At 73.2% G+C, this 22,115-nt stretch carries 18 protein-coding genes; 7 read left to right on the top strand and 11 right to left on the bottom strand.

Annotation, left to right across the window (positions count from 1 at the left end; genetic code table 11):
- Nucleotides 1-48: 48 nt before the first annotated feature.
- Nucleotides 49-567: a YbjN domain-containing protein gene (locus HCN08_RS27205; protein ID WP_407648895.1), complete on the bottom strand. Its 519-nt coding sequence runs from the start codon at nt 565-567 to the stop codon at nt 49-51.
- A 64-nt stretch (nt 568-631) separates the two neighbouring features.
- Nucleotides 632-1,996, bottom strand: coding sequence for a D-inositol-3-phosphate glycosyltransferase (mshA, locus tag HCN08_RS27200; protein ID WP_167985901.1), 1,365 nt, complete (start codon nt 1,994-1,996; stop codon nt 632-634).
- Nucleotides 1,997-2,227: 231 nt separating this feature from the next.
- On the opposite strand from mshA, the gene HCN08_RS27195 reads away from it, so the two are divergent.
- Both HCN08_RS27195 and HCN08_RS27190 read left to right on the top strand, forming a co-directional pair.
- Entirely contained in the window at nt 2,228-3,034 is an 807-nt protein-coding gene (locus HCN08_RS27195; protein WP_206319293.1) for a class I SAM-dependent methyltransferase, read from the top strand.
- 366 nt (nt 3,035-3,400) lie between these two features.
- Nucleotides 3,401-4,801, top strand: coding sequence for a PP2C family protein-serine/threonine phosphatase (locus HCN08_RS27190; RefSeq protein WP_167985900.1), 1,401 nt, complete (start codon nt 3,401-3,403; stop codon nt 4,799-4,801).
- A gap of 191 nt (nt 4,802-4,992) precedes the next feature.
- Here the strand turns inward: HCN08_RS27190 and HCN08_RS27185 are convergent, their stop codons facing one another.
- The 3 genes from HCN08_RS27185 to HCN08_RS27175 form a co-directional block, all read right to left on the bottom strand.
- On the bottom strand, nt 4,993-5,334 hold the full coding sequence (locus tag HCN08_RS27185; RefSeq protein ID WP_167985954.1) for a DUF2516 family protein: 342 nt from the start codon (nt 5,332-5,334) through the stop codon (nt 4,993-4,995).
- Nucleotides 5,335-5,600: 266 nt separating this feature from the next.
- Complete coding sequence (locus HCN08_RS27180; RefSeq protein ID WP_167985899.1) at nt 5,601-6,290, bottom strand: hypothetical protein; 690 nt, start codon at nt 6,288-6,290, stop codon at nt 5,601-5,603.
- A complete protein-coding gene (locus tag HCN08_RS27175) occupies nt 6,287-6,781 on the bottom strand; it encodes a helix-turn-helix domain-containing protein (protein ID WP_167985898.1) in 495 nt (164 codons plus the stop codon). Before HCN08_RS27175 ends, HCN08_RS27180 begins: the two co-directional genes overlap by 4 nt.
- A 163-nt stretch (nt 6,782-6,944) precedes the next feature.
- On the opposite strand from HCN08_RS27175, the gene HCN08_RS27170 reads away from it, so the two are divergent.
- From HCN08_RS27170 to HCN08_RS27160, 3 genes are all read left to right on the top strand, one after another.
- Nucleotides 6,945-7,406: a DUF2199 domain-containing protein gene (locus HCN08_RS27170; RefSeq protein ID WP_240970494.1), complete on the top strand. Its 462-nt coding sequence runs from the start codon at nt 6,945-6,947 to the stop codon at nt 7,404-7,406.
- A 108-nt stretch (nt 7,407-7,514) separates the two neighbouring features.
- On the top strand, nt 7,515-8,654 hold the full coding sequence (locus tag HCN08_RS27165; RefSeq protein ID WP_322974706.1) for a MerR family transcriptional regulator: 1,140 nt from the start codon (nt 7,515-7,517) through the stop codon (nt 8,652-8,654).
- Nucleotides 8,647-9,468 carry a methyltransferase domain-containing protein gene (locus HCN08_RS27160; RefSeq protein WP_167985896.1) on the top strand — a complete coding sequence of 274 codons (822 nt, stop codon included), beginning with the start codon at nt 8,647-8,649 and terminating at the stop codon, nt 9,466-9,468. Before HCN08_RS27165 ends, HCN08_RS27160 begins: the two co-directional genes overlap by 8 nt.
- Nucleotides 9,469-9,883: 415 nt before the next feature.
- On the opposite strand, the gene HCN08_RS27155 is transcribed toward HCN08_RS27160, so the two are convergent.
- The 6 genes from HCN08_RS27155 to HCN08_RS27130 form a co-directional block, all read right to left on the bottom strand.
- Nucleotides 9,884-10,798: a sigma-70 family RNA polymerase sigma factor gene (locus HCN08_RS27155; protein ID WP_167985895.1), complete on the bottom strand. Its 915-nt coding sequence runs from the start codon at nt 10,796-10,798 to the stop codon at nt 9,884-9,886.
- Nucleotides 10,799-10,959: 161 nt separating this feature from the next.
- Complete coding sequence (locus tag HCN08_RS27150) at nt 10,960-13,614, bottom strand: glycosyl hydrolase 2 galactose-binding domain-containing protein (RefSeq protein WP_167985894.1); 2,655 nt, start codon at nt 13,612-13,614, stop codon at nt 10,960-10,962.
- Nucleotides 13,611-14,525 carry a carbohydrate ABC transporter permease gene (locus tag HCN08_RS27145; RefSeq protein ID WP_167985893.1) on the bottom strand — a complete coding sequence of 305 codons (915 nt, stop codon included), beginning with the start codon at nt 14,523-14,525 and terminating at the stop codon, nt 13,611-13,613. Before HCN08_RS27145 ends, HCN08_RS27150 begins: the two co-directional genes overlap by 4 nt.
- Nucleotides 14,522-15,484 carry a carbohydrate ABC transporter permease gene (locus HCN08_RS27140; protein WP_167985892.1) on the bottom strand — a complete coding sequence of 321 codons (963 nt, stop codon included), beginning with the start codon at nt 15,482-15,484 and terminating at the stop codon, nt 14,522-14,524. The genes HCN08_RS27145 and HCN08_RS27140 overlap by 4 nt, the downstream gene beginning before the upstream one ends.
- Nucleotides 15,485-15,604: 120 nt before the next feature.
- Complete coding sequence (locus HCN08_RS27135) at nt 15,605-16,921, bottom strand: ABC transporter substrate-binding protein (RefSeq protein ID WP_167985891.1); 1,317 nt, start codon at nt 16,919-16,921, stop codon at nt 15,605-15,607.
- Between the two features lie 163 nt (nt 16,922-17,084).
- The gene (locus tag HCN08_RS27130) at nt 17,085-17,945 is read right to left on the bottom strand and encodes a LacI family DNA-binding transcriptional regulator (RefSeq protein WP_167985890.1); all 861 of its coding nucleotides are present in this window, start codon (nt 17,943-17,945) and stop codon (nt 17,085-17,087) included.
- Nucleotides 17,946-18,088: 143 nt separating this feature from the next.
- On the opposite strand from HCN08_RS27130, the gene HCN08_RS27125 reads away from it, so the two are divergent.
- Nucleotides 18,089-19,309, top strand: coding sequence for an ROK family transcriptional regulator (locus HCN08_RS27125; protein WP_167985952.1), 1,221 nt, complete (start codon nt 18,089-18,091; stop codon nt 19,307-19,309).
- Nucleotides 19,310-19,580: 271 nt separating this feature from the next.
- Nucleotides 19,581-22,115: a discoidin domain-containing protein gene (locus tag HCN08_RS27120; protein ID WP_167985889.1), complete on the top strand. Its 2,535-nt coding sequence runs from the start codon at nt 19,581-19,583 to the stop codon at nt 22,113-22,115.

Genomic DNA, 22,115 nt, shown 5'->3' with positions numbered 1-22,115 from the left:
CCCAGGGAAGCCCCAGGAGCCCGGGAGACTGGAGGGAGCAGCAGAGAGCTACGCATCCTCACCGGTCAGCCGGCTGAACGCCTCCAGATTCCGCGTCGACTCCCCCCGCGAGACCCGCCACGCGTACTCCTTCCGGATCGCCGACGCGAAGCCCAGTTCGAGCAGCGTGTTGAACGAGCCGTCCGCGTTCTCGACGACCGCCCCGAGCAGCCGGTCGACCTCCTCCGGCGTGACGGAGGCGAGCGGGAAGCGGCCGGTGAGGTAGACGTCGCCGTGGGCGTCGACGGCGAAGGCGACGCCGTAGAGGCGCAGGTTGCGCTCCAGGAGCCAGCGGTAGAAAGCCGCGTGGTTCTCGTCGGGGCGGCGGACGACGAAGGCGTTGAGGGAGAGCGTGTGCCGGCCGACGATGAGCTGGCAGGTGGTGGACAGCTTGCGCGTGCCCGGCAGTTGGGTGACGTACGTGCCGGGGCGCGGCGACTCCCACGGCAGCTCGGACTCGCGCAGCGCCCGCTCGACGACCTCGCCGGCCGCCGCCGCGGCGGGGCTCACGGCGTCGGAGGGGCTCACGGCGTCGGAGCGGCCGGAGGGGCCAGAGGCGTCGGAAGGGCCGGAAGGAACGGTTCCGTGCTGCTCAGCCATGCGCCGATCGTAGGCGAAGCCGGTGCTCGGACTGCGCTGCCGCGTACACCTCGGCGGTGTCCGCCGCGGACGCCGCCCAGCCGAAGCAGCGCGCGTGCCGGGCCGCGGCCTCGCCGAGGGCGTCGGCCAGGTGCGGGTGGTCGGCGAAGCGGCGCAGGACGCGGGCGTAGTCGTGCGGGTCGTGGCCGGGGACGAGGAAGCCGGTGCGGCCGTCGGCGACCGCGACCGGCAGCCCGCCGACCGCCGCCGCGACGACCGGCGTGCCGCACGCCTGCGCCTCGATCGCGACCAGCCCGAAGGACTCGCTGTGCGACGGCATGACCAGCACGGTCGCGGCGCGGTACCAGTCCGCGAGCAGGTCCTGCCGCACCGGCGGCTGGAAGCGTACGACGTCGGACACGCCGAGCCGGGCGGCGAGCTTGTGCAGCGCCTCCGGCTTGGCCAGGCCCGTGCCGCTGGGGCCGCCGACGACGGGGACGACGAGGCGGTCGCGCAGCGCCGGGTCCTCGTCGAGCAGCACCGCGACCGCACGCAGCAGCACGTCGGGGGCCTTGAGCGGCTGTATGCGGCCGGCGAAGAGCGGTATGAGCGCGTCCTGCGGCAGCCCGAGCCGGGCGCGGGCGGCGGCACGGCCCGGCTCGGGGCGGAAGCACTCCAGGTTGACGCCGGGGTGGACGACGGCGACCTTGCCGGGCGGTGCGGCGTAGTGCCGTACCAGCTCGCCGGCCTCCTCCTCGGTGTTGGCGATCAGCCGGTCCGCCGCCGCGACGACCTGCGTCTCGCCGATGACCCGGGCGACCGGCTCGGGCGAGTCGTTCTCGGCGAGCGCGGCGTTCTTGACCTTGGCCATGGTGTGCATGGCGTGCACCAGGGGTACGCCCCAGCGTTCGGCGGCGAGCCAGCCGACGTGGCCGGAGAGCCAGTAGTGGGAGTGGACGAGGTCGTAGTGCCCGGGGCGCTGCCCGGCCCAGGCCCGCATCAGGCCGTGCGTGAAGGCGCACAGCTGCGCCGGCAGCTCCTCCTTGGACAGCCCCTCGTACGGCCCCGCGTCGACGTGCCGGACGAGCACGCCGGGGGCCAGTTCCACGCTGGGGCGGCGGGCGCCGGTGGTGGAGCGGGTGAAGATCTCGACCTCGATGTCGCGCTCGGCCAGGCGTTTGGCGAGCTCGACGATGTACACGTTCATGCCGCCGGCGTCGCCCGTGCCGGGCTGGTGCAGCGGCGAGGTGTGGACGCTCAGCATCGCGACCCGGCGCACCCGCCGGCCGCCGCCCCGCCGCCGGTGCGGACGGTACGCCGCAGCAGCGGCACCCGCGGCACTGCGCAGCCCTCCGAACCGGGACGCGTACTGGGTCACCTTCATTCCCTCCGGCAGCCGTACCCCCGCGCTCAACCATTGGGGAACACCGGAAGGAAGGCTTCCATTTCCGGCTTTGCCGAAGCGTGATGAAATCGCTCGACGTCAGCCGTGACCGGGCCTCGCGCTGGAACCGCCGGGCCCCGCTCTGGGATCGGTGTACGCACCCCCGCGGCGCTCCCCGTGCCGCGCCCGTCTCGTACCCCCCGATCGGGCGGTTACGCTCGGCATATGGGTGGGATGCGGGCCGTCGGGGTGGTGACCAGGGGAACGACCAATCCGAACCGGCTGCGCCGGATGGACCGCTGGATCGCCGCGACGCACGGCGTGGAGCTGCGCCGGGCCGCCGATCCGCTGGCCGTGGACCTCGGGTACGGGGCCGCGCCCTGGACCGCCGTGGAGCTGCTGGGGCGGCTGCGCCGGGTGCGGCCGGACGCGGAGGTGGTCGGCGTCGAGATCGACCCGGAGCGGGTCGCGGCGGCCCTGCCGTACGCCCGCGAGGGCCTGGGGTTCGTACGCGGCGGCTTCGAGGTGCCGCTGCCGGGCGGGCGGCGGCCGGTACTGATCCGGGCGGCGAACGTACTGCGGCAGTACGCGGAGGGTGACGTGCCGGCGGTGTGGGCGCGGCTCATGGCGCGGCTTGCGCCGGGCGGGCTGCTGGTGGAGGGGACGTGCGACGAGATCGGGCGGCGGCACGTATGGGTGGCGCTCGGGCCCGAGGGGCCGCGGACGGTGACCTTCGCGACCCGGCTCGGCTCACTGGAGCGGCCCTCCGACCTGGCCGAACGGCTGCCGAAGGCGCTGATCCATCGCAATGTACCGGGTGAACCGGTGCACGCGTTTCTCACCGCCTTCGACCGGGCATGGGCCGCGGCTTCGCCCCTTTCGGCGCTGGGCGCCCGGCAGCGGTGGATCGCCGCGGTACGGGCGCTGCGCGCGGAGGGCTGGCCGGTGACGGACGGGCCGGGGCGGTGGCGGCAGGGTGAGGTGACGGTGGCATGGGAGGCGCTGCGGCCGGGCCCCGCTTCCTCCGCGTGAGGCGCTGAAGCCGGGCCCCGCTTCCTCCGCGTGAGGCGGCGCACGTACCCCGTAAGAGGGGAAAGCAACCCGCTGGCCGCAAACCCGCTCACGTCGCCGTAAAGCACCGCCTATCCACCGCCCGCCGGTCCGGGAAAGGGCCAGTCGCGGAGCATGGTTGCAGTGACGGCGCGTGATGTACGTCATGTGCGGATCCCCACATGAGGGGCGAAATCCCGCTCTGGCCACCGCATATGACACTGTCGGTTTACAACTGCCCCTCCCGTGGCGTCCGGTCCAGCCACTAGGGTTCCTGGGGCCGGGGATGGCAAAGCAAGGCAAAGGAAAGACCGTCAATCGTTCAGGGGACCGGAAAGGAGTCGCTTGATGTCCGCTGCCAGGCGCGGCACCGAACGGCCCACGGCCACCGATCCGGGGGCGGAGCGTTCCGCTTCCGCGGGCCCGGCCTCTTCCGCCCCGTCCGCCCCTGCCGCCCGATCCGCCGCCGGGTCCGCTGCTGCCGCGGGGGCCGCCACGCCCGCCGCCGTGACCGGCCCCGGGGTCGCCGAGGGAGCGCCCGCGGGCGGCGCGCTGAACCTGCCGCGGCAGCGCAAGGACACCGCGGACGGCCCGGCCGGCATCAACCTGCTGGTCGTCGGCGACGACCCGACCGGCGCCTTCACCGCGCCCTACTTCCAGGAGGGCGGCGGCCCGCGCGTGCGCGTGCTGCGGGCCGGCAACCTCACCGCGGCGGGCCGGCTGCTCACCGACGACGTCCACTGCATCCTGCTGGACCTCCCCGACGTCCTGGACGCCGTGCGCCATGTGCTGCGGGTCGCGCCCGGCACGGCGGTGCTGGTCCTGACCGACGGCGACGACGACGGCACCGCGGCGGAGGCGGTACGCATCGGGGCGCAGGACCACCTGGCCCGCGGTGACGTGGACGCCGCCGGCGTCACGCGCGCGGTCCGCTACGCGGTGGAGCGCAAGCGCGCCGACCTGGCGCTGCGCAAGCTCACCGAGACCCGGCTGCGGGCGCAGGAGAACCGCCGGCTGGAGCGCGGCCTGCTGCCCACCCCGCTGCTGGAGGGCGCCGGCCTGCGCTTCGCCGCGCACTACCGCCCCGGGCGCAGCCGCGCGCTGCTCGGCGGCGACTTCTACGACACCGTCCGCACCCGGGACGGCGTCGTCCACGCCATGATCGGCGACGTCTGCGGCCACGGCCCGGACGCGGCGGCCCTCGGCGTCGAGCTGCGCATCGCCTGGCGCGCGCTGACCTTCGCCGGGCTGGAGGGCGAGGGGCTGCTGCGGACGCTCCAGCAGGTGCTGGTGCACGAGCGGGCCGACGACGAGGTCTTCGCGACGCTGGCCACGCTGGACATCGCGCCCGACGGCCGCAGCGCCGGCCTCTACCTCGCCGGCCACCCGGCCCCGCTGCTGGCCCGCAGCGACGCGGCGCCCGCGCTGGTGCCGCTGCCGTACGAGGAGGTCGGCCCGGCGCTCGGGCTGCTGCCGGACGAGCTGGCCGACTGGCGGCGGGTGCCGGTCGCGCTGGACGGCGAGTGGCGGCTGATGCTCTACACGGACGGCCTGATCGAGGGCCATGTGGGCGAGGGCACGCAGCGGCTGGAGCAGGACGGGATGGTCCGGCTGGTGAGCCGGCTGCTGGCGACGGGGCTGCACGGTGACGCGCTGCTGGACGCGGCGGTGACGGAGGTGCGGGAGCTCAATGGGGGTGAGCTGACAGACGACGTGGCTGTGGTGCTGCTGGAGCGGGCGGCGGTGTAGCGGGGTTACGCCCTCGGGGCCGGGGCGTCGGGGCTCGGCGCCTTGCGCGGACCCGACCCGTACAGCTCCGTGCGCGGGCCCAGCCCGTACAGCTCCGTACGCGAGCCCAGCCCGTAAAGCTCAGCCCTGTGCACAGACCCAGCCCGTACGGCTCAGCTCCGGGCGCTTGGGCCGCGCGGACGGCGCAGGGCTCAGCGGCGGCCGTTGTACGGCCCGTAGGGCCCGTCGCTGCTGCTGCCGCCGCTGCGGGAGCGCCCCCGGAGCATGCCCCGGCCGCCGCGGCCACGCCCGCTGACCTCGCGCAGCGCCGGCCGTACGTCGACCATGTACACGATCACGGCGATCAGTCCGATGATCGGCAGGAACGAGATGAGCGCGAAGAACTTCATCACCACGGCGGCGAGCCCCAGGATGATCAGCCAGAAGCCCTTCTTGTTCTTGCTCGCGGCGCGATACGCGTCCTCGCGGTACGTGGCGGCGTCGATGAACGCGAACACCGCGAAGAGCAGGAGCGCCCAGGAGACCAGGGCCATCACCCCGAAGAAGCCTGTGACCAGCACGCCGTCCACCCGCCTTCATCCATGACCGTCACCGTCTGCCGTCCGCGTCGTACGGGGTCCCGTACGGCACGTGCGGCCCCTCCCACGGTAGTGGCCGCGACCGTACAACGGGCCGGGCGCGCGATGCGTGCCCGGCCCCGGGGATGTGGTCTCCCCTACCCGCTCGGCGCGGGGCCGTACCGCGGCGGCGGGCACGTATCGCGATCACCTGCCGCGCCGCCGGATTGCACCCGCCCGGGCTATTCCGCGGACTTGCCGCTCTTCGCACCGGTGGCGCCGGGGCCGGCGGACTTGGGCCCGGCGGACTCCGACTCGGCGGCCTTCGACTCCGCGGCCCTGGAGGCGGCGGACTTCGGCGTGGCGGCCTTGGGCGTCGCGCTCTTCGCGGCGGACTTGCGGGCCGCCGGGCTCTTGCGGGCCGGGGTGGGCTTGGGCTTGGACTCCGCGGAGTTGATCTCCCGGATGCCCGCGCCCTTCGCGGGCTCGGCGTCCTCGCCGCTGCCGCCGTTGCCCTCGCCGCGCCAGTTCGCGACGGCGCCCTTGCCGCGCTCGGCGAGCTCGTCGTACGTCTCGCGCGCCCGGACGGCGTAACCGGTGGCCCGGCCGACGCCCTGCAGCGCCAGGTCCTGCACGGACTCGCCGAGCTTCTTGAAGTCCGCGCGCTCGCGCAGGGCCTTCAGGTCGAGCTCGCGGTAGGTCTCGGTGAGCCGGGCCTGCGCGTCCTTGGCGCCGGTGGCGACCTTCTCCTGCACGGCCTTCGGGTCGGTGCCGCGGATCTTCTCGATGTGCCCGGGCGCCTCCTCGCGCAGCCGCCCGATCAGGCTCGGCACTTCGCGCAGCTTCTGCGCGGCGAGGTCCGCCGTGCCGGCCACCGCGTAGAGCGGGGTCGGGTTGCGCAGGCTCTTGACGATGTCGTCGGTGATGGTCATTTCCCGTCTTCCTCCCGTGCGCCGGCGGCTGCCCCCGGGCCGGCCGCGGCGTCGTGCTCACGCGCTGTGCGGCGCGTCCTGTCGTTTTCCCCTGTGCTGTCCGCGGCGTCGGCCTCCGGCACCGCCTCCGCCCCGCCTGCCCCGGCGGCGGCGTTCTCCTTCCGGAAGGACTCGTAGATCTGGATCAGCACCTGCTTCTGCCGCTCGTTGATCGACGGGTCCGTGAGGATCGCCGCCGGCACCTCCAGCTCGTCCCGCTCCCGCGCGTCGAGCATCCCCGCCTGCACGTACAGCGTCTCGGCGGAGATGCGCAGCGCCTTGGCGAGCTGCTGGAGAATCTCCGCACTAGGCTTCCGCAGCCCGCGCTCGATCTGGCTCAGATACGGATTCGACACACCGGCCGCCTCCGCCAGTTGCCGCAGACTGAGCTGCGCACTGCGCCGCTGCTCACGCAGATACTCGCCGACGTTGCCGACTCTCAGTGACGCCATACCTACGAGGGTGCACCCTCGCGCTAACTTTTGCAAGCACCCCGCTAGCTCCCGGCAAACACACCTGCCGGCGTTGTCAGAGGCGGCGGATACGCTCGCGGGCATGGTCGACGAAACGGGATTCGCCTGCTCCTGCTGTGGCGCATGGCATGACGGGTTGCCGATGGGCTGTTCGAGCCCGGCGCCCGCCGTGTGGGATCCGGCGTTCGCCGACGCGGAGGACTGCGTGCTGTCCTCGGAGCAGTGCGTCGTCAAGGGGGAGCACTACTTCGTCAAGGGGCTGATCGAGATACCCGTCCTCGGCAGCGACGCTGTCTTCTCGTGGGGCGTCTGGGTGTCCCTGAGTCCCGCGCACTTCGCCCGCGCGGCGGAGCTGTGGGAGACCCCCGGGCGCGAGACCGAGCCGCCGTACTTCGGCTGGCTCTCCACCGAGCTGCCCGCCTATCCCCGGAGCACCCTCGATCTCAAGACCAACGTCCACACCCGCCCGGTCGGCGAACGCCCCTTCGTCGAACTCGAACCCACCGCCCACCCCCTGGCCGTCGAGCAGCGCACCGGCATCACACTCGACCGGGTCCGCTCCATCGCCGAAAGCGTCCTCCACCCGGGGGCCCCGCGGGACTGAAGGGACGCCGCCCCGGTCCCGGAAGGCCGGGCGGGGGTGGTTGACCTTGCCCCTGGGGGAAGCCGGAGCATCGGTGGGGCCGGGCGGGGAGCCCGGTCGAGGGAGGGGGTGAGGGGTGTGTTGGGGATCGGGGCGTTCGCGCGGGCCGCGGGGCTGTCGCAGAAGGCGCTGCGGTTGTACGACGGGCTCGGGCTGCTCGTGCCGGCGCGGGTGGATCCGGTGAGCGGGTACCGGTATTACGACGCCGGGCAGTTGGAGCAGGCGCGGCTTGTCGCGTGGTTGCGGCGGCTGGGGATGCCGTTGGCCCGGATCCGGGAGGTCTGCGCGCTGGACGGCGCCGAGGCCGCCGGGGCGGTGCGGGCGTACTGGCGCCGCGTCGAGGCCGAGACCGCCGCGCGACGCGACCTCGCCGCCTTCCTCGTCGACCACTTGTCACGAGAGGGCTCCGTCATGACCGTCAACGAGGCTCACAAGCCGCTGAGGATCCGTTACGCCGCCTTGTCCGACCGGGGCCGGGTGCGGGCGAGCAACCAGGACACCGCGTACGCCGACGCCCGGCTGCTCGCCGTCGCCGACGGCTGCGGCGGCGCGGGGGCGCAGGCCAGCGCCGCGGTCGTCGGCGCGCTCCGGGAGGGGGTGGACGCGGAGCCCGCGGGGAGCTTGCTCGGGGCGCTCGCCGAGGCCGTCGAACGTGCCCGGCACGCCGTGGACGGTGCCATACGTGCCGGGTCCGCCGGGTCCGCCGGGGACGCCGGGGACGCCGGGGACGCCGGCACCACGCTGACCGCCATGCTCTGGACCGGCTCCCAGCTCGCCCTCGTCCACATCGGCGACTCCCGGGCGTATCTGCTGCGTGACGGCGGGCTCTTCCAGATCACGCACGACCACACCCTCGTCCAGTCGCTCGTCGACGAGGGCCGCCTCACACCGGAGGAGGCCGCCTCGCACCCCCAACGCTCCCTGCTCGTACGCGCGTTGGGCGGCGCCGCCGACGCCACGCCCGAGCTGCGGCTGCAGGACGCCCGCCCCGGTGACCGGTATCTGCTGTGCTCGGACGGGCTGTCCGCCGTCGTGCCGACCGCCGAGATCCGCCGCGCCCTGACGCAGATTCCGCACCCGGAGCAGGCGGTTCGCGACCTCGTCGCCCTGGCGAACGCCTCCGGCGGGCCGGACAACGTCAGTTGCGTCGTGGCGGATGTGGTCGATGGAGAGGAAGGCGCCGCGGTGCCAGAATCGGCGGATGGCTGAGCGTGACGCGGAAAAGGGCTACCTGCTGGACACCCGGCAGGCCGAGGCCGGCGAACGGTTCGGCGCGCTCGCCGAGTTGTTCGACCCGGTGACCTTCCGGCACATCGACCGGCTCGGCCTCGCGCCCGGGATGCGGGTGTGGGAAGTCGGCGCCGGCGGGCCGTCCGTGCCGCTGGGGCTGGCCCGACGCGTGGGCCCCGGCGGCACGGTGGTCGCGACCGACCTCGACGTGTCGTGGACGCGGGAGGCCGCCGGCGGCCCGGTCGAGGTGCTGCGGCACGACGTGGGCGCCGAACCGGCGCCGGGCGGGGGCGGGTTCGACCTGGTGCACGCCCGGCTGGTGCTCGTGCACGTGACCGACCGGGCGGCGGCGCTGCGGCACATGGTCCAGGCGCTGCGGCCGGGCGGCCGGCTGCTGCTGGAGGACGCCGACCCCGGCCTCCAACCACTGCTGTGCCCCGACGAGTCCGGCCCCGAACAACGCCTGGCCAACCGCCTGCGCACCGGCTTCCGCACCCTCATGGCCGAACGCGGCGCCGACCTGGCCTACGGCCGCACCCTCCCCCGGCTGCTGCGCGAGGCCGGCCTGGCCGACGTCGAGGCCGACGCCTACTTCCCCATCGCCTCGCCGGCCTGCACAGCACTGGAGGCCGCGACCGTACGCCAGATCCGCACCCGGCTCGTCGCGGCGGGCCTCGCCACGAACGAGGAGATCGACCACCACCTGGCGAACATCGCGACCGGCCGGATGGACCTGGCGACGTCACCGCTGGTCTCGGCGTGGGGACGACGGCCTGACGATCAGGGGCACTGACTGTCAGCCGCGCTGACCAGGGCGGCGCGCTGACGGGACCGGCGGGCTGACGATCAGGGCCGCTGACGATCAGGCCAACTGCGGCCGGGGCGCTGACGCTCAGGCCAGCTGACGATCAGACCAGCTGCAGCCAGCCCGCCGATGATCAGGACGCCTGACGATCAGGCCAGCTGCGGCCGGCCCGCCGACAGATCAGAGCCGCTGACCGTCAGCCGCGCTGACGGTCGGGATCGCCGACGATCAGCCCAGCCGCGGCCGGCCCGCCAACGCTCAACCCCACCGACAGGTCAGCCCCGCCGACCGTCAGGCGCGCTGACGCTCAGGCCCCCTGACGGCACCGCCGCCCACCCCGCCCCGACCCGGCCCGCCCGCCCGCCTGAAGCTCAGCCCGCCTGACCGTCAGCCGCGCTGACGATCAGCTCTCCCGCAGCGGCTGCAGCGCCGGCAGCCCCAGCTCCGCCAGGCGCGCCGGGTCGTTGACGGAGAGGACTTCGGTGATGCGGCCATCGGCGATCGTGCAGGACATGACGCCGAGGACCTTGCCGCGGCGGTCCTGGACGATGACGCCGGGGGTGCCGTTGATCAGGGCGGGGCGGGTGGTGACGGCGGCGCGGACGCCGCGTTGGACGCGGGTGGCGACCTCGGGGGCGCCGCGGCGGACGGTGAGGCCGCGGGCGGAGTAGGAGCGCCAGGTCACGTCGGGGGCGAGGACGCGGAGGAGGGCGTCGAAGTCGCCGGCGCGGGCGGCGGCGAGGAAGGCGTCGACGACCGCGCGTTGCCGGCGCGGGTCGTCGGCGGGCCCGGGCGTGCCCCGGACCTTGCGGCGTGCCCTGCTGGCCAGCATCTTCGCGGCGTCCGTCGACTTGCCGAGGATCTGCCCGACCTCCGCGAACGGCACCGCGAACATGTCGTGCAGCACGAACGCGAGCCGCTCGGCCGGCGTGAGGGTGTCCAGGACGACCAGCAGCGCGAGGCCGACCGAGTCGGCGAGCACCGCGCCCTCCTCGGGCGCCTCCGCGTCTGCCTCGGCCACCTCGATCTCCGGCAGGTCGTCGTACGGCTCCTCCGGGTGGACCCGGCGCGACCGCAGCATGTCGATGCACACCCGGCTGACGACCGTGGTCAGCCACGCCTGGAGGTTGCCGATCGCCCCCTCCCGCTGCCGGGCGAGCCGCAGCCACGCCTCCTGCACGGCGTCCTCGGCGTCCGCCCGCGACCCGAGCATGCGCACCGCCACCGACGTCAGCCGCGCCCGCTGCTCCTCGAAGGCGACCGCGAGCATGTCGTCCGCGCGGCCGGGCGCCTGGTCCCGCGGGCCTTGCCCCGTCATGAGCCCACCCTCCTCCGGAAGTGCCCCCACCCGTGCGACGGGCCCGCGGCCTGAAACGTAACAGCCCCCGCGGGACAGCCCGGGCGCACACCACCGCGGGCCCCGCCGCGTCAGGTGCGGCGGGGCCCGCGGGGGGGCCGAGGGGGCCAAGAGGGGCGAGCTCAGGCGGTCAGCTCCCCCGCGGAGCGCACCGCCGCGTCGAGCACCCCCGGCGGCAGCGCCCGCGACGGCACCGGCGTGCCCGTACGGGAGGTCACCCGGAAGGTGCGGCTCTCGCCGGGCAGCAGCGTGAGCAGGGACTCGTCGACGAGCAGGTCGTGCGGCGGCAGGCCCAGGGCCGCGGCGAGCCGGTCGGGGAAGACGCACAGGTCACGCAGCAGGGTGTGCGCCGTGACCGTCAGGTGCAGCGCGCCGTCCCCGGTGGCGGGGATGACGGTACGCGACGGCCGCGGCGCGGTCAGCGCGCGGTCCGGGCGGTAGGCCCAGGTCGTCCGCACCGCGTCGGTGTCGACGACCAGCAGCTCCGCGTGCGGGTCCCCCGGCCCGGCGACCGCCGGGTCCAGCGGCAGGTGCAGCAGGCCGCCCGGCGGGCAGGCCGGAGTGAGCCGGGTGCGGGCGAGCTCGCGGCCGTCCAGCGCGACGCGCAGCACCTGCACCTCGGGGTGCCACTCCTCGCCGGTGTCGTTGACCAGCGTGAGCGCGAGCCCCGCCGTCCCGGTCGGGTCGTGCGTCGGGCCGGGCGCGACGGGCTGCACGGTCGCGAGCCGCGGCGCGAAAGCGTGCCGGAGCGCGTACCACAGCGGCTTCTCGACGCCCGCGAAGTCGACGGCCGACCAACTGATCGCCGGCCAGCAGTCGTTGAGCTGCCATACGACCGCGCCCGCGCACCGGTCCCGGGAGCGCAGCCACTCCACGCCCGCGGCGACCGCCCGGGCCTGCACGAGCTGCGTCGCCCAGTGCCAGTCGGCGCCCTCCGCGGGGGCGGGCACATGCGGCTGGAGGCCGCGGGTGAGCTTGTGCATGCCGTCGATCGCCCGCAGGTGGTGCCGGGTCAGCGGGGAGGCAGGGCCCGGGGTCTCGCCGCCGAGGACCCGCTCCAGGGTGGTCCAGGCGGCCGGCCCGCACCAGCCCATCTCGGAGACGAACGACGGGTCGTGGTCGCGGTAGTGGACGTAGTCGGCGTCGTTCCAGGCGTCCCACAGATGGCTCGGCCCGTGCGTGACGGCGGTGGTGTCGGCCTCCAGGCTGCCGGACCAGGGCGAGTTGGGGACGTACGGGCGGGTCGGGTCGAGCCGGGCGAGGACGCCGGGCAGCACGTCGAGGTAGTAGGCCGCGCCCCAGCCGCGCTCGCCGATCTGGTCGGCCCAGCCCCAGTGCTGCCGGCCGAGCACGGTCTCGTTGCCGCCGCACCACAGCACGAGGCTGGGGTGCGCGGCCATCCGGGCGACGGCCTGCTCGGCCTCGGCGGTGACCAGCGCCGCGGTCTCCTCGTCCTCGCAGTAGGCGGCGCACGCGAACAGGAAATCGTGCCAGACCAGCACGCCGCGCTCGTCGCACGCGTCGAGGAAGTCCTCGCCGGCGAAGTAGCCGCCGCCCCAGACCCGCAGCAGGTTGGCGTTGCCGGCGACGGCCTGGTCGATACGTTCGGCCGTACGGGCCGGGGTGGCGCGGCTGGCGAGGGTGTCGTCGGGGATCCAGTTGTAGCCGCGGACGCGTACGGTCCGCCCGTTGACGACCAGGGCCCAGCGGGCGCCGAGCGCGTCGGGCGTCTCGTCGAGGGCGACCGAGCGCACCCCGAAGCGTACGGAGGTCTCGTCGAGCGGCGCGCCGTCCAGCTCCAGCCGCACCCGCAGCCCGTAGCGGGGCTGGGCGCCCAGGCCCACCGGCCACCACAGCTCGGGCGCGTCCACGGTGAGCGCGAGGGCCACCTCGCCGTCCCCGCCCAGCTCGCGGTCGCCGCCCGCCACCTGGCCGTAAGCGCTTCCGGCGGGCCGCCCGGCCGGGTCGGTCAGCTCGGCCCGCACCCGGGTGCCGGGCGGCGCGTCGAGCCGGACGTGCGCGGTGACCTCGGCGGAGCCGTGGTCGGGGGCGAGGTCCACCAGCGGGCGTACGTGGTCGATACGTCCGGCGTACGTCTCCAGGCGGATGCCGCGCCAGATGCCGGCGGTGACGTAGTGCGGCCCCCAGTCCCAGCCGAAGTTGGCCGCGGACTTGCGGATGTGCGCGTACGGCTCGTCGTACGGCGACGGCAGCGGGCCGTGGGCGCGCTCGTGCGCGAGGGCGGCGTCCCAGGCGGAGTCGAAGCGGACCTCGATGGTGTTCTCGCCGGGGGTCAGGACCTCCTCGACCGGCCAGCGGTAGGCCAGGTGCTGGTCGCGGGCGGCACCGACGTGCCGGCCGTTGACGTACACCTCGGCGACGGTGTCAAGGCCGTCGGCGACCAGGTCGGTACGGGCGCCGGGCTGCGGGGACCAACTGAAGGAGCGGCGGTAGGCCCAGCTCGACCGGCCGACCCAGTCCTGCGCCAGCTCCCCGAACCCGACGTCGGGGTCGGCCAGATGGCCGGCGGCGAGCAGCGCGGTGTGGACCTCGCCGGGCACCTGGGCGGGCACCGAGCCGGCGCGGACCGCGCCGGGGGTGTCGGCGGGCCCCGCGGTCCAGGTCAGCTCCCAGGTGCCGCCGAGGTCGCGCCGCCGCGCGGCGGGCGCGGCCCCGTCCGGAGCGGTGTCCGGAGCCGAACCCGTGGCGGAATCCGTGGCGCCGTCCGGAGCCGGACCCGTGGCCGGAGTGGTCGTGGTGTGCGTGCTGAGTGTCATCCCTTGACTGCCCCTGCGGTGAGAGCTTCCTGCATACGGCGGCTGGCGAGCGAGTAGGCGACGTACACCGGTAGCAAGGTGAGCACGGTGCCGGCGGTGAGCACGCCGAAGTCGGTCGCGTCGGAGACCAGGGTGGGCAGGGCGACCTGCGCGGTGCGGATGTCCGGCGCGGTGCCCGTGATGGTGAGCGAGAACAGGTACTCGTTCCAGAAGGTGAGCAGTTGCAGGATCGCCACGCTCACCACGCCCGGCATGGCGATCGGGATGAACACGTTGACCAGCAGCCGCCAGTTGCCCGCGCCGTCCAGCGCCGCGGACTCCACGAGGGCGGGCGGCACGGTCCGCATGAACTGGGTGAGCAGCAGCACCGACAGCGGCAGCGCGCTCGCCGGCAGGAAGAGCATCTGGAACTCGCGGGTGTAGAACATGTGCAGCTTGATCGCCAGGATCACGGTGGGGATCAGCGCGGCGAACGGCGGGATGAGGAAGCCCACCGAGAAGGTGCCGGTGACCAGCCGGGACAGCCGGTTGTCCAGCCGGGCGAGCGCGAAGGCCGCGGGCATCGCGAGGCCCAGGGTCAGCACGATCGCGACGACCGAGATCAGCAGCGAGTTGAGCAGCGCCTGCCCGAGGTCGGCGGTCTGCCAGGCGGTGCGGAAGTTGGCCCACAGCCAGTGCGCGGGCAGCGCGAAGGGGTGGTTGAAGATCTCGATGTTGGTCTTGAGCGCGCTGACGACCAGGTAGTAGAGCGGCGCGGCGAGCAGCAGCGCGTACAGCCACGACAGCGGGGTGGCGATCAGGCCGGCGCCGGCCCGGCGGGAGCGGCGGGCGAGCCGGGCGGTGCCGGCCGAGCGGCCGGCGCGGGGGTCGCGGGCGTGGCCGGGGGTGTGGCCCGGGGTGTGGACGCTCATCGGATCTTCTCCAGGGGGCTGCGCAGCAGCGCGCGGATCAGCAGCATCCCGGCGATGCCGATCAGCAGCAGGACGACGCCGACGACCTGGCTGTAGCCGAGGTCGCTCTGCGAGAACGCCTTCTCGTAGACCAGGTAGGACAGCGTGGTGGACGACGTGCCGGGTCCGCCCTTGGTGAGCAGCAGGATGAGCGCGGCCGAGGTGAACAGCGTCCAGAGGAACTGCAGCATCGTCAGGGTGCGGACGTAGTCCTTGACCATCGGGAAGGTGATCTGCCAGATGATCCGGAAGCGTCCTGCGCCGTCGATCCTGGCGGCCTCGATGACGTCGCCGGGGACGCTGGCGAGCCGGGAGGCGAACAGCACGGCGGTCCAGCCGATGCCGCGCCACAGGTCGATCGCGATGAGCGAGGGCAGCGCGGTGCTGGGGTCGGCGAGCCAGGAGTGGGCGAGCGAGTCCAGGCCGACGGAGTTCAGCAGGCCGTTGGCGCCGCCGTTCGGGGACAGGACGCCGTAGAAGATCATGCCGGTGACGGAGATGGAGATCAGGCCGGGCGAGAAGTAGAGGATCGACAGCACCCGGTAGCCGCGCGGCTTGGTGCTCAGGTGGTAGCCGAGCATGAAGGCCAGCGGGATCATCACCGGGATGACGACGGCGACCTGAACGAGGCTGTTGCGCAGGGCGTCGTGGAAGAGCTGGTCGTCGAAGACGTGCCGGATGTTCTCGGTGCCGACGTAGGAGGGGTCGTAGATCAGGCCCTTCCAGCGCAGTGTCGCGATGACGAACATCGCCACCAGCGGGCCCACGGAGAAGACGGCGAACCACACCAGGGACGGCACCGTCAGCCACAGCAGTCGGGGGGTGTTCAGTCCGCCGCGGCGGCGTCTGCGGCGGCCGGCGGCCGGCGGCGCGGACTCGGGCGCGGCGCGGGTGCCGGCCAGGATGCTGGTCGATGTCATGAGGCGTTTCTTTCGGCCTGGAGCGGTACGGCGGGGAGGCGGGCGGCGGCTGCCGTAGAAGGGGCGGTGAAGCGGGCGGGGGCCGCGGGTGTGCGGCGGCCCCCGCCCGCGCCGGGGGCGTCAGCCCTTGGTGGCGTCGTCGAGGCCCTTGCAGATCTTGTCGGGCGAGGACTTGCCGTAGGCCCCGGTCAGGACCTGGATGATCGGGTCGGAGGCGGAGCCGATCCACACGTCGGGCACGGTCGCGTAGTCCACGCTCGGGTCGAGCTTGAGGGACTGCGACAGCAGCGGGTCGGTGGCGTAGGTGCCGAAGTCGCCGGTCGTGGGCGGCAGGATGCTGGCGTCCTTGACGAAGTCGCCGACGGTGGCCTGGTCGTAGAACTTGGTGATGAACTTGCGGACGTTGTCGATCCGGTCCTTCGACGCGCCGCGCTTGGTGATCATGAAGCCGACGCCGGTGAAGCCCTGGAAGGCGGTGGGCTTGGTGAAGGTCGAGCCGGCCGGGATGGGCAGGCCGGCCAGCGTGGTGTGGGTCTCGATGCCGGTGCCGGAGCCCTTGGCCTCGGTGTACGCCCAGGAGCCGGCGGACATGATCGCGGCCTTGCCGGAGTAGTAGGCGGCGTACATCGCGTCGGCGTTGAGCCCGGCGGCGTTGTCGGCGAAGACGCCGGCGTCGCGCAGCTGGGTGAAGAGCTGGATGCCCTTCATGACGTTCGGGTCGGCGCAGTAGCCGCCGTTCTTCATGACGTTCTGCATGGTCGCGGCGTCGGTGTAGGACTCGGCGATCTGGTAGAAGAGCTTTTGGCCGGTCCAGTCGTTGCCGCCGACGGTGAGCGGCTGGATGCCCTTGGCGCGCAGCTTCTTGGCCGCGTCGATCAGCTGGTCGGTGGTGGTCGGGATGGTGTCGACGCCGGCCTTCTTGAGCAGGTCGGTGTTGTACCAGACCGGCCAGCCGAAGCCGGAGTAGGGGAAGCCCTGGACCTGCCCGTCCGGCTTGCCGCCGACCCGCCATTCGTCGACCGCGGCGGGCTTGAGCTTGTCGGCCAGGCCCCACTGCTTGATGTAGTTGTCGACGGGGACGGTGACGCCGGCGTCGAGCCAGCCGAGCGTCTTGTCGTACAGGTTGACGATCACCACGTCGGGGGACTTGCCGGCGGCGACGGCGTTCTCCACCTGGTCGTCGATGGTCTCCAGGCCGTCAGTGGCGTTGACCTTCACGCCGGTCTCGTCGGTGAACGCCTTGAAGACCCTGGCCTGGGCGGCAGCCGCCGAGTTGCCCGCCGACCAGCGGGTCACGACGTCGATCGAGTTGCTTTTGCCGGTGCTGCCGCTCGCCTGGTCGCCGCCCGTGCCGCAGCCGCCCAGGGCGAGGGCGAGGGCGCTGACGACGGACGCGGCCACGACGCGCGCGGCCCAGGGCCTGGTGCGGTGGTCCATAGAGCTTCCTTTGCTTGAACGTGCCGAGGGTGCGCGGCCGTCCTGCGGCCGGCACGCCCACAGAGTCGCGGAGCCCGGTCAGCGTGTCAATAAGAAAGATTAGTAATTTATCAAAGAGCCGGATACGCAGGGCTGGTCACGGCGTCACGTTGCGTGAGCGGCCTCAGAGGCTGCCGCGGACCACCAGCCGGGCCGGCGGCGCCTTGACCGTGCCGGCGGGCGCGCCGCTCAGCGCGCCGGCGAGCGCGTGCCCGACCAGCTCGCCGAGTTCCTGCACGTCATGGCTGACCGCGCTGAGCGGCGGCACCGCGAGCTGGCACAGCGCCGAGTCGTCCCAGGCGATGAGCGACAGGTCGGCGGGCACCGAGAGGCCCAGCCGCCCGGTCTCGTGCAGCGCGCCCAGCGCCATCACGTCGTTGTCGAAGACCACCGCGGTCGGCCGGTCCGACAGCGCGGCGAGCGCGGTGATGGCCCGCACGCCCGCGGCCTCGGAGTAGTCGCCCTCGAAGGTCGTGGTACGGACCCCGTGCCCGGCCGCCGCGGCCTCGAACGTACGGCGGCGGATGATCGTATGGGCCATCTGCGCGGGTCCTGCGACATGCCCCAGGTGGGTGTGGCCGGCCGCGACCAGCTCGGCGACGACGCCCTCCATCGCCACGTCGTCCTGCGTCCACACCGCCGGCAGCCCGCCCGCGGTGACCGGGTCGCCGATGACGACGCAGGGCAGGCCGGAGCGGGTGACCAGCGCCACCCGCTCGTCGCCGGGCAGCAGGTCGATGAGGATCACGCCCTGCACCTGGCCGTGCCGCGCCCAGGCCCGCATCCGGTCGGCGGCCTGCTGCACGGTCGCCACGACCTGGAGCAGCACGGGCACGCCGAGCGGCACGAGCACCCGCTCCATGCCGGCGATGAACTCGTGGAAGAAGGGCTCGGCGCCCAGCACCTCGGCGTCCCGCACCAGCGCGAGCCCGACCGGGGTGCCCTGCTGCGGGCGGGCCTGCGGGCCGGTCGCGGGGGCGGGCATGGCATCCTCCTCGTCAGATGACTCGTCCGTCTCGTCTAACCTCGCCGGTAACGTAGTCGTGCGACAGCGTACGGCGAGGCGAGAGGTGGTCGAGGGTGGCCCGACGGGAGTCTGCGGCTGCGGGACCCGGCAGCCGCGCACTCATCGTCGACCTCATCAGGTCGTCGGGGCCGATCAGCCGGGTGGAGCTGGTGAAGGTCACCGGGCTGACACAGCCGACAATCTCCAACATCGTGCGCCGGCTCATCGACGACGGCGTGGTGCGCGAGACCGGTGACACGGTGGCCACCCGCGGCAAGCCGCGGACGATGCTGGTGATCAACTCCCGGGCGGCGTACGGCGTCGGCATCCATGTCGGCGCCGACGCGCTGACCTGCGTCGTCACCGACACCCGGGGCGGCACGGTGGGCCGCGAGCTGGTCGCGGGCCCGGTCGGCGCGGAGGGTACGGAAAAGGGCGCGCAGGGCGCTGAGGGAACGGAGGGCACGGACGACGCGGTGGACCGGCTCGCCGCGCTCTACCGGGACGTCACCGACGGCCTGGGGCTGCCCCCGCAGACCGTCGCCGGGCTCGCAGTGATCGGACCTGGCCCGGTGGACCTCGGGCGCGGCGGTTTCCTCGCGCCGCCGGGGCTGCCGCAGTGGGCGGGGCTGGACCTCGCGGACGCGCTCGCGGCCCGGCTGGGCGTGCCGGTGCTGGTGGACAGCGACGCGGCGGCGGCGACGGTGGGCGAGTTCTGGGGCCGGCAGATCTCCCGGGAGCGCACCTTCGGGTGCCTGTACATGAACTCGGGTATCGGTTCCGGGGTCGTGCTGGACGGTTCGCTGCACCGCGGGGCGAGCTCCAACGCGGGAAAGATCGGACATGTGGCGGTGATCCGCGACGGTGAGCCGTGCCCGTGCGGCAACCGCGGCTGCCTGGAGATGTACGCGGCCCCGCGCGCGGTGGTGGCCCGGGCCCGGGCGCTGCCCGGCTTCGCCGAGCGGCTGCGGATCCGCCCCGACGACCCGGACGCGCGGGCCTTCGACGTCCTGGCGCGGGCCGCGATCTACGGCGACGAGCAGGCCCGGGAGCTGGTGGACGAGTCGGCGGCGCTGCTCGCCGAGGGCGCGGTGGCGCTGGCGAACCTGTGGGACGTGGACACGCTGGTGCTGGCCGGGCCGGGTTTCGCGGTCGCCGGCTCGCTGTACGTGAGCGAGATCCGGCGCCGGCTGGCGGGCCGCGCGTACACCCGGGACGTGCACGGGATCCGGGTGGACCTGTCGAGCAATCCGCGGGACGCGGCGGCGATCGGCGGCGCGGCGCTGGTCCTCCAGGGCTCGGTGGCACCCGGCCACGGGCCCCAACTGGCGGCCCGCGGCTAGCAGTTGGCGTTACGGGGCCGGGCCGGGCGCGGGCCCGCAGCCGCCGGGGCCCCGGTGCGCCGGAGGGCCGGGGTCCGCTCGCCGTCCCCTCCGCGCGCCCGCTCCCGGAGCCACTTTGGTCCGATGTATTGATGCCGTGGACGCACGCCGGTACGGTGCACGACCGCCGGACTGTTGCGGGCCGATGACGACCAGGACTTGCATAGATTAATTATGAAACTAAGTCAGCTGGTGTCCCCGGCCCCACGGCACCCTCCCCCGAAGGAGCCCCATGAGACTGGGATTTCGCAGAAAACGCCAGGCCGGTGGCCTGGGCGGCGCGGCCAGGGCGCTGTGTGCCGCCCTCGGCGCGACCGCCCTGGCGACCCTGGGCCTGGCCGCCGCCCCGGCCCACGCGGCCGACGCCCCGCAGGTCATCTACGTGGCCAAGAACGGCAGCGACGGCAACGCGGGCACGGCGTCGGCCCCGTATCTGACGATCAACCACGCCGCGCAGGTGGCGCAGCCCGGCGACACCGTGGTGGTGCACGCCGGGCTCTACCGCGAGACGGTCAAGCCGGCCCGCGGCGGCACCGACGAGGCGCACCGGATCACGTATACCAACGCCGGCGACGGCGAGGTCACCATCAAGGGTTCCGAGGAGGTCAACTCGTGGACCCGCTCCAGCGGCAACGTCTGGAGCGTCACCCTGCCCAACAGCTACTTCGGCGACTGGAACCCGTACGCGCAGGGGCAGCCCAACGGCGGCGGCGGGGGCACCTTCGCCGGCTACACCGCCGGTGACGTCTACCTCGACGAGACCGCGTACTACGAGAAGCCGGCGCTGAGCAATGTGCAGAGCGCGCCGGGCACCTGGTACTCCGAGGCCGGCTCGTCCAGCACCACCATCTGGGCCAACTTCAACGGCGCCGACCCCAACGCCCGGCTCGCCGAGATCAACGTGCGCCGGCAGGTCTTCGCGCCCGACGTATGGGGCCTGGGCTACATCACGGTCAACGGCTTCACGATCAAGCACGCGGCCAACACCTACTCGGACTTCCCCGACAGCCCCGACCGCCGCCAGGCCGGCGCGATCAGCGTCTACGGCGGGCTGAAGTGGATCATCGAGAACAACATCGTCATCAACGCCCGCACGATCGGTATCGACATCGGGCTGAGCAACGACACCTGGGCCGGTAACCGGCCGGGCACCCCGCGCACGGACTTCCACAACACGTCCGCGTACGGCTCGCACATCGTCCGCAACAACTACATCGCCAAATGCGGGCAGTCGGGCATCGCGGGCGTCTTCTCCTGGCATTCGCAGATCCTCTACAACATGATCGAGGACACCAACTACCGCAACGAATTCAGCGGCGCTGAGACCGCCCCGATCAAGGTCCACTACATGAACGAGGGCCTGATCAAGGGCAATTACGTCAAGAACTCCAAGGGCGGGAACTCGGCGGGCATCTGGACCGACTGGGGCAACCAGAACGTCCGCATCACCGGCAACATCGTGATGAACAGCCCGTGGGGCTACTACGCCGAGGCGGTGTTCGGCCCGATCCTGGTCGACAACAACGTCTTCATCGGCAACAGCGACATCCGCACGCTGGACGCGACCGGTGTCGTCTTCGCCAACAACCTGTTCCTCAACAACGGGAACATCCACAACGACGGCAGCGGCCGGGACGCGTACTACTTCCAGCCCGGCACGATGAACGAGACGACGGCGCTCACCTCGCCGGAGAAGTTCTTCTGGTACAACAACCTCGTCCAGGGCTCGGTGCTGCCGGACAACGCGACGGACAAGACGCAGGTCAAGGAAGGCAATTCGACCGGCACGATCTCAGGCGTCCAATACACCGCGACCAACACGCAGATGAAGCTGAGCTTCAACCTCGACGCCTCCGGCATCAGCGGCAACACCCCGGTGACGCAGTCCCGCGTCGGCGTCATGCCGCTGTCCAACCAGAGCATCCAGGCGAACGTCAGCTCCGACTTCTTCGGCTCCCCGGTCGCCACCACCAACACCATGGCGGGCCCCTTCGCCGCCGCGCACAACGGCGCCAACTCCTTCACCCTGTGGCCGCCGGCCGGCCAGACCGTGCCGACCCCGCCCGCCCCGCCGTCCGGCACGCCGGTCAACCTCGCGACGGGCGCGAACGCCAAGGCCACCGCCTCCTACCAGGACGGCACCTACCTGGCGTCCAACGCCATCGACGGCAACGGCGCCACCCGCTGGTCCAGCGACCACAGCGGCGACAACAACGCCTGGCTCCAGGTCGACCTCGGCGCGGAGTACGCGGTCTCCACCGCCGTCCTCAACTGGGAGGCGGCGTACGGGAAGGCGTACAAGATCCAGGTCTCCGACGACGGTTCGCACTGGGCCGACGCCTACTCCACGACCACCGGCGCCGGCGGCACCGAGACGGTGGGCGTCAACAAGAACGCGCGCTATGTGCGCATGCAGGGCGTCACGCCGGCCACCCAATACGGCTACTCGCTCTACGAGTTCGAGGTGTACGGCACCGCGGTCGGCGGCTCGGGCACGGGCGGCGCGACCGTCTACGGCGACGCCAACTACAGCGGCCCGTCGGCCACTTTCGCCGCCGGCAGCTACGACCTGCCGGCGCTCCAGGCCAAGGGCATCGCCAACGACAGCATCTCCTCGATCCGCGTACCCGCCGGATACACCGTGACCGGCTACGCCGACGCGGGCTTCGCCGGCACCGCGTGGACCTTCACCAGCGACGCCGCGGACCTCACGGCGAGCGGCAACAACGACAAGATCTCGTCCCTGCGCGTCACCTCCGGCAGCTGA

Source organism: Actinacidiphila epipremni (assembly GCF_012034175.1).
In the GTDB taxonomy this organism is placed as follows: Bacteria; Actinomycetota; Actinomycetes; order Streptomycetales; family Streptomycetaceae; genus Actinacidiphila; species Actinacidiphila epipremni.
Note: the sequence above shows the minus strand (reverse complement) of the source record. Positions and strands in the feature narration are given on the sequence as shown.

Excerpts from the sequence above, each read along its gene's own strand:
- HCN08_RS27140 (WP_167985892.1), bottom strand. The coding sequence starts at position 15,484 with ATGACATCGACCAGCATCCTGGCCGGCACCCGCGCCGCGCCCGAGTCC.
- HCN08_RS27195 (WP_206319293.1), top strand. The coding sequence starts at position 2,228 with ATGGGTGGGATGCGGGCCGTCGGGGTGGTGACCAGGGGAACGACCAAT.
- HCN08_RS27155 (WP_167985895.1), bottom strand. The coding sequence starts at position 10,798 with ATGACGGGGCAAGGCCCGCGGGACCAGGCGCCCGGCCGCGCGGACGAC.
- HCN08_RS27135 (WP_167985891.1), bottom strand. The coding sequence starts at position 16,921 with ATGGACCACCGCACCAGGCCCTGGGCCGCGCGCGTCGTGGCCGCGTCC.
- HCN08_RS27130 (WP_167985890.1), bottom strand. The coding sequence starts at position 17,945 with ATGCCCGCCCCCGCGACCGGCCCGCAGGCCCGCCCGCAGCAGGGCACC.
- HCN08_RS27120 (WP_167985889.1), top strand. The coding sequence starts at position 19,581 with ATGAGACTGGGATTTCGCAGAAAACGCCAGGCCGGTGGCCTGGGCGGC.
- HCN08_RS27180 (WP_167985899.1), bottom strand. The coding sequence starts at position 6,290 with ATGACCATCACCGACGACATCGTCAAGAGCCTGCGCAACCCGACCCCG.
- HCN08_RS27150 (WP_167985894.1), bottom strand. The coding sequence starts at position 13,614 with ATGACACTCAGCACGCACACCACGACCACTCCGGCCACGGGTCCGGCT.
- HCN08_RS27185 (WP_167985954.1), bottom strand. The coding sequence starts at position 5,334 with ATGGCCCTGGTCTCCTGGGCGCTCCTGCTCTTCGCGGTGTTCGCGTTC.
- HCN08_RS27145 (WP_167985893.1), bottom strand. The coding sequence starts at position 14,525 with ATGAGCGTCCACACCCCGGGCCACACCCCCGGCCACGCCCGCGACCCC.
- HCN08_RS27160 (WP_167985896.1), top strand. The coding sequence starts at position 8,647 with ATGGCTGAGCGTGACGCGGAAAAGGGCTACCTGCTGGACACCCGGCAG.
- HCN08_RS27190 (WP_167985900.1), top strand. The coding sequence starts at position 3,401 with ATGTCCGCTGCCAGGCGCGGCACCGAACGGCCCACGGCCACCGATCCG.
- HCN08_RS27170 (WP_240970494.1), top strand. The coding sequence starts at position 6,945 with ATGGGCTGTTCGAGCCCGGCGCCCGCCGTGTGGGATCCGGCGTTCGCC.
- HCN08_RS27175 (WP_167985898.1), bottom strand. The coding sequence starts at position 6,781 with ATGGCGTCACTGAGAGTCGGCAACGTCGGCGAGTATCTGCGTGAGCAG.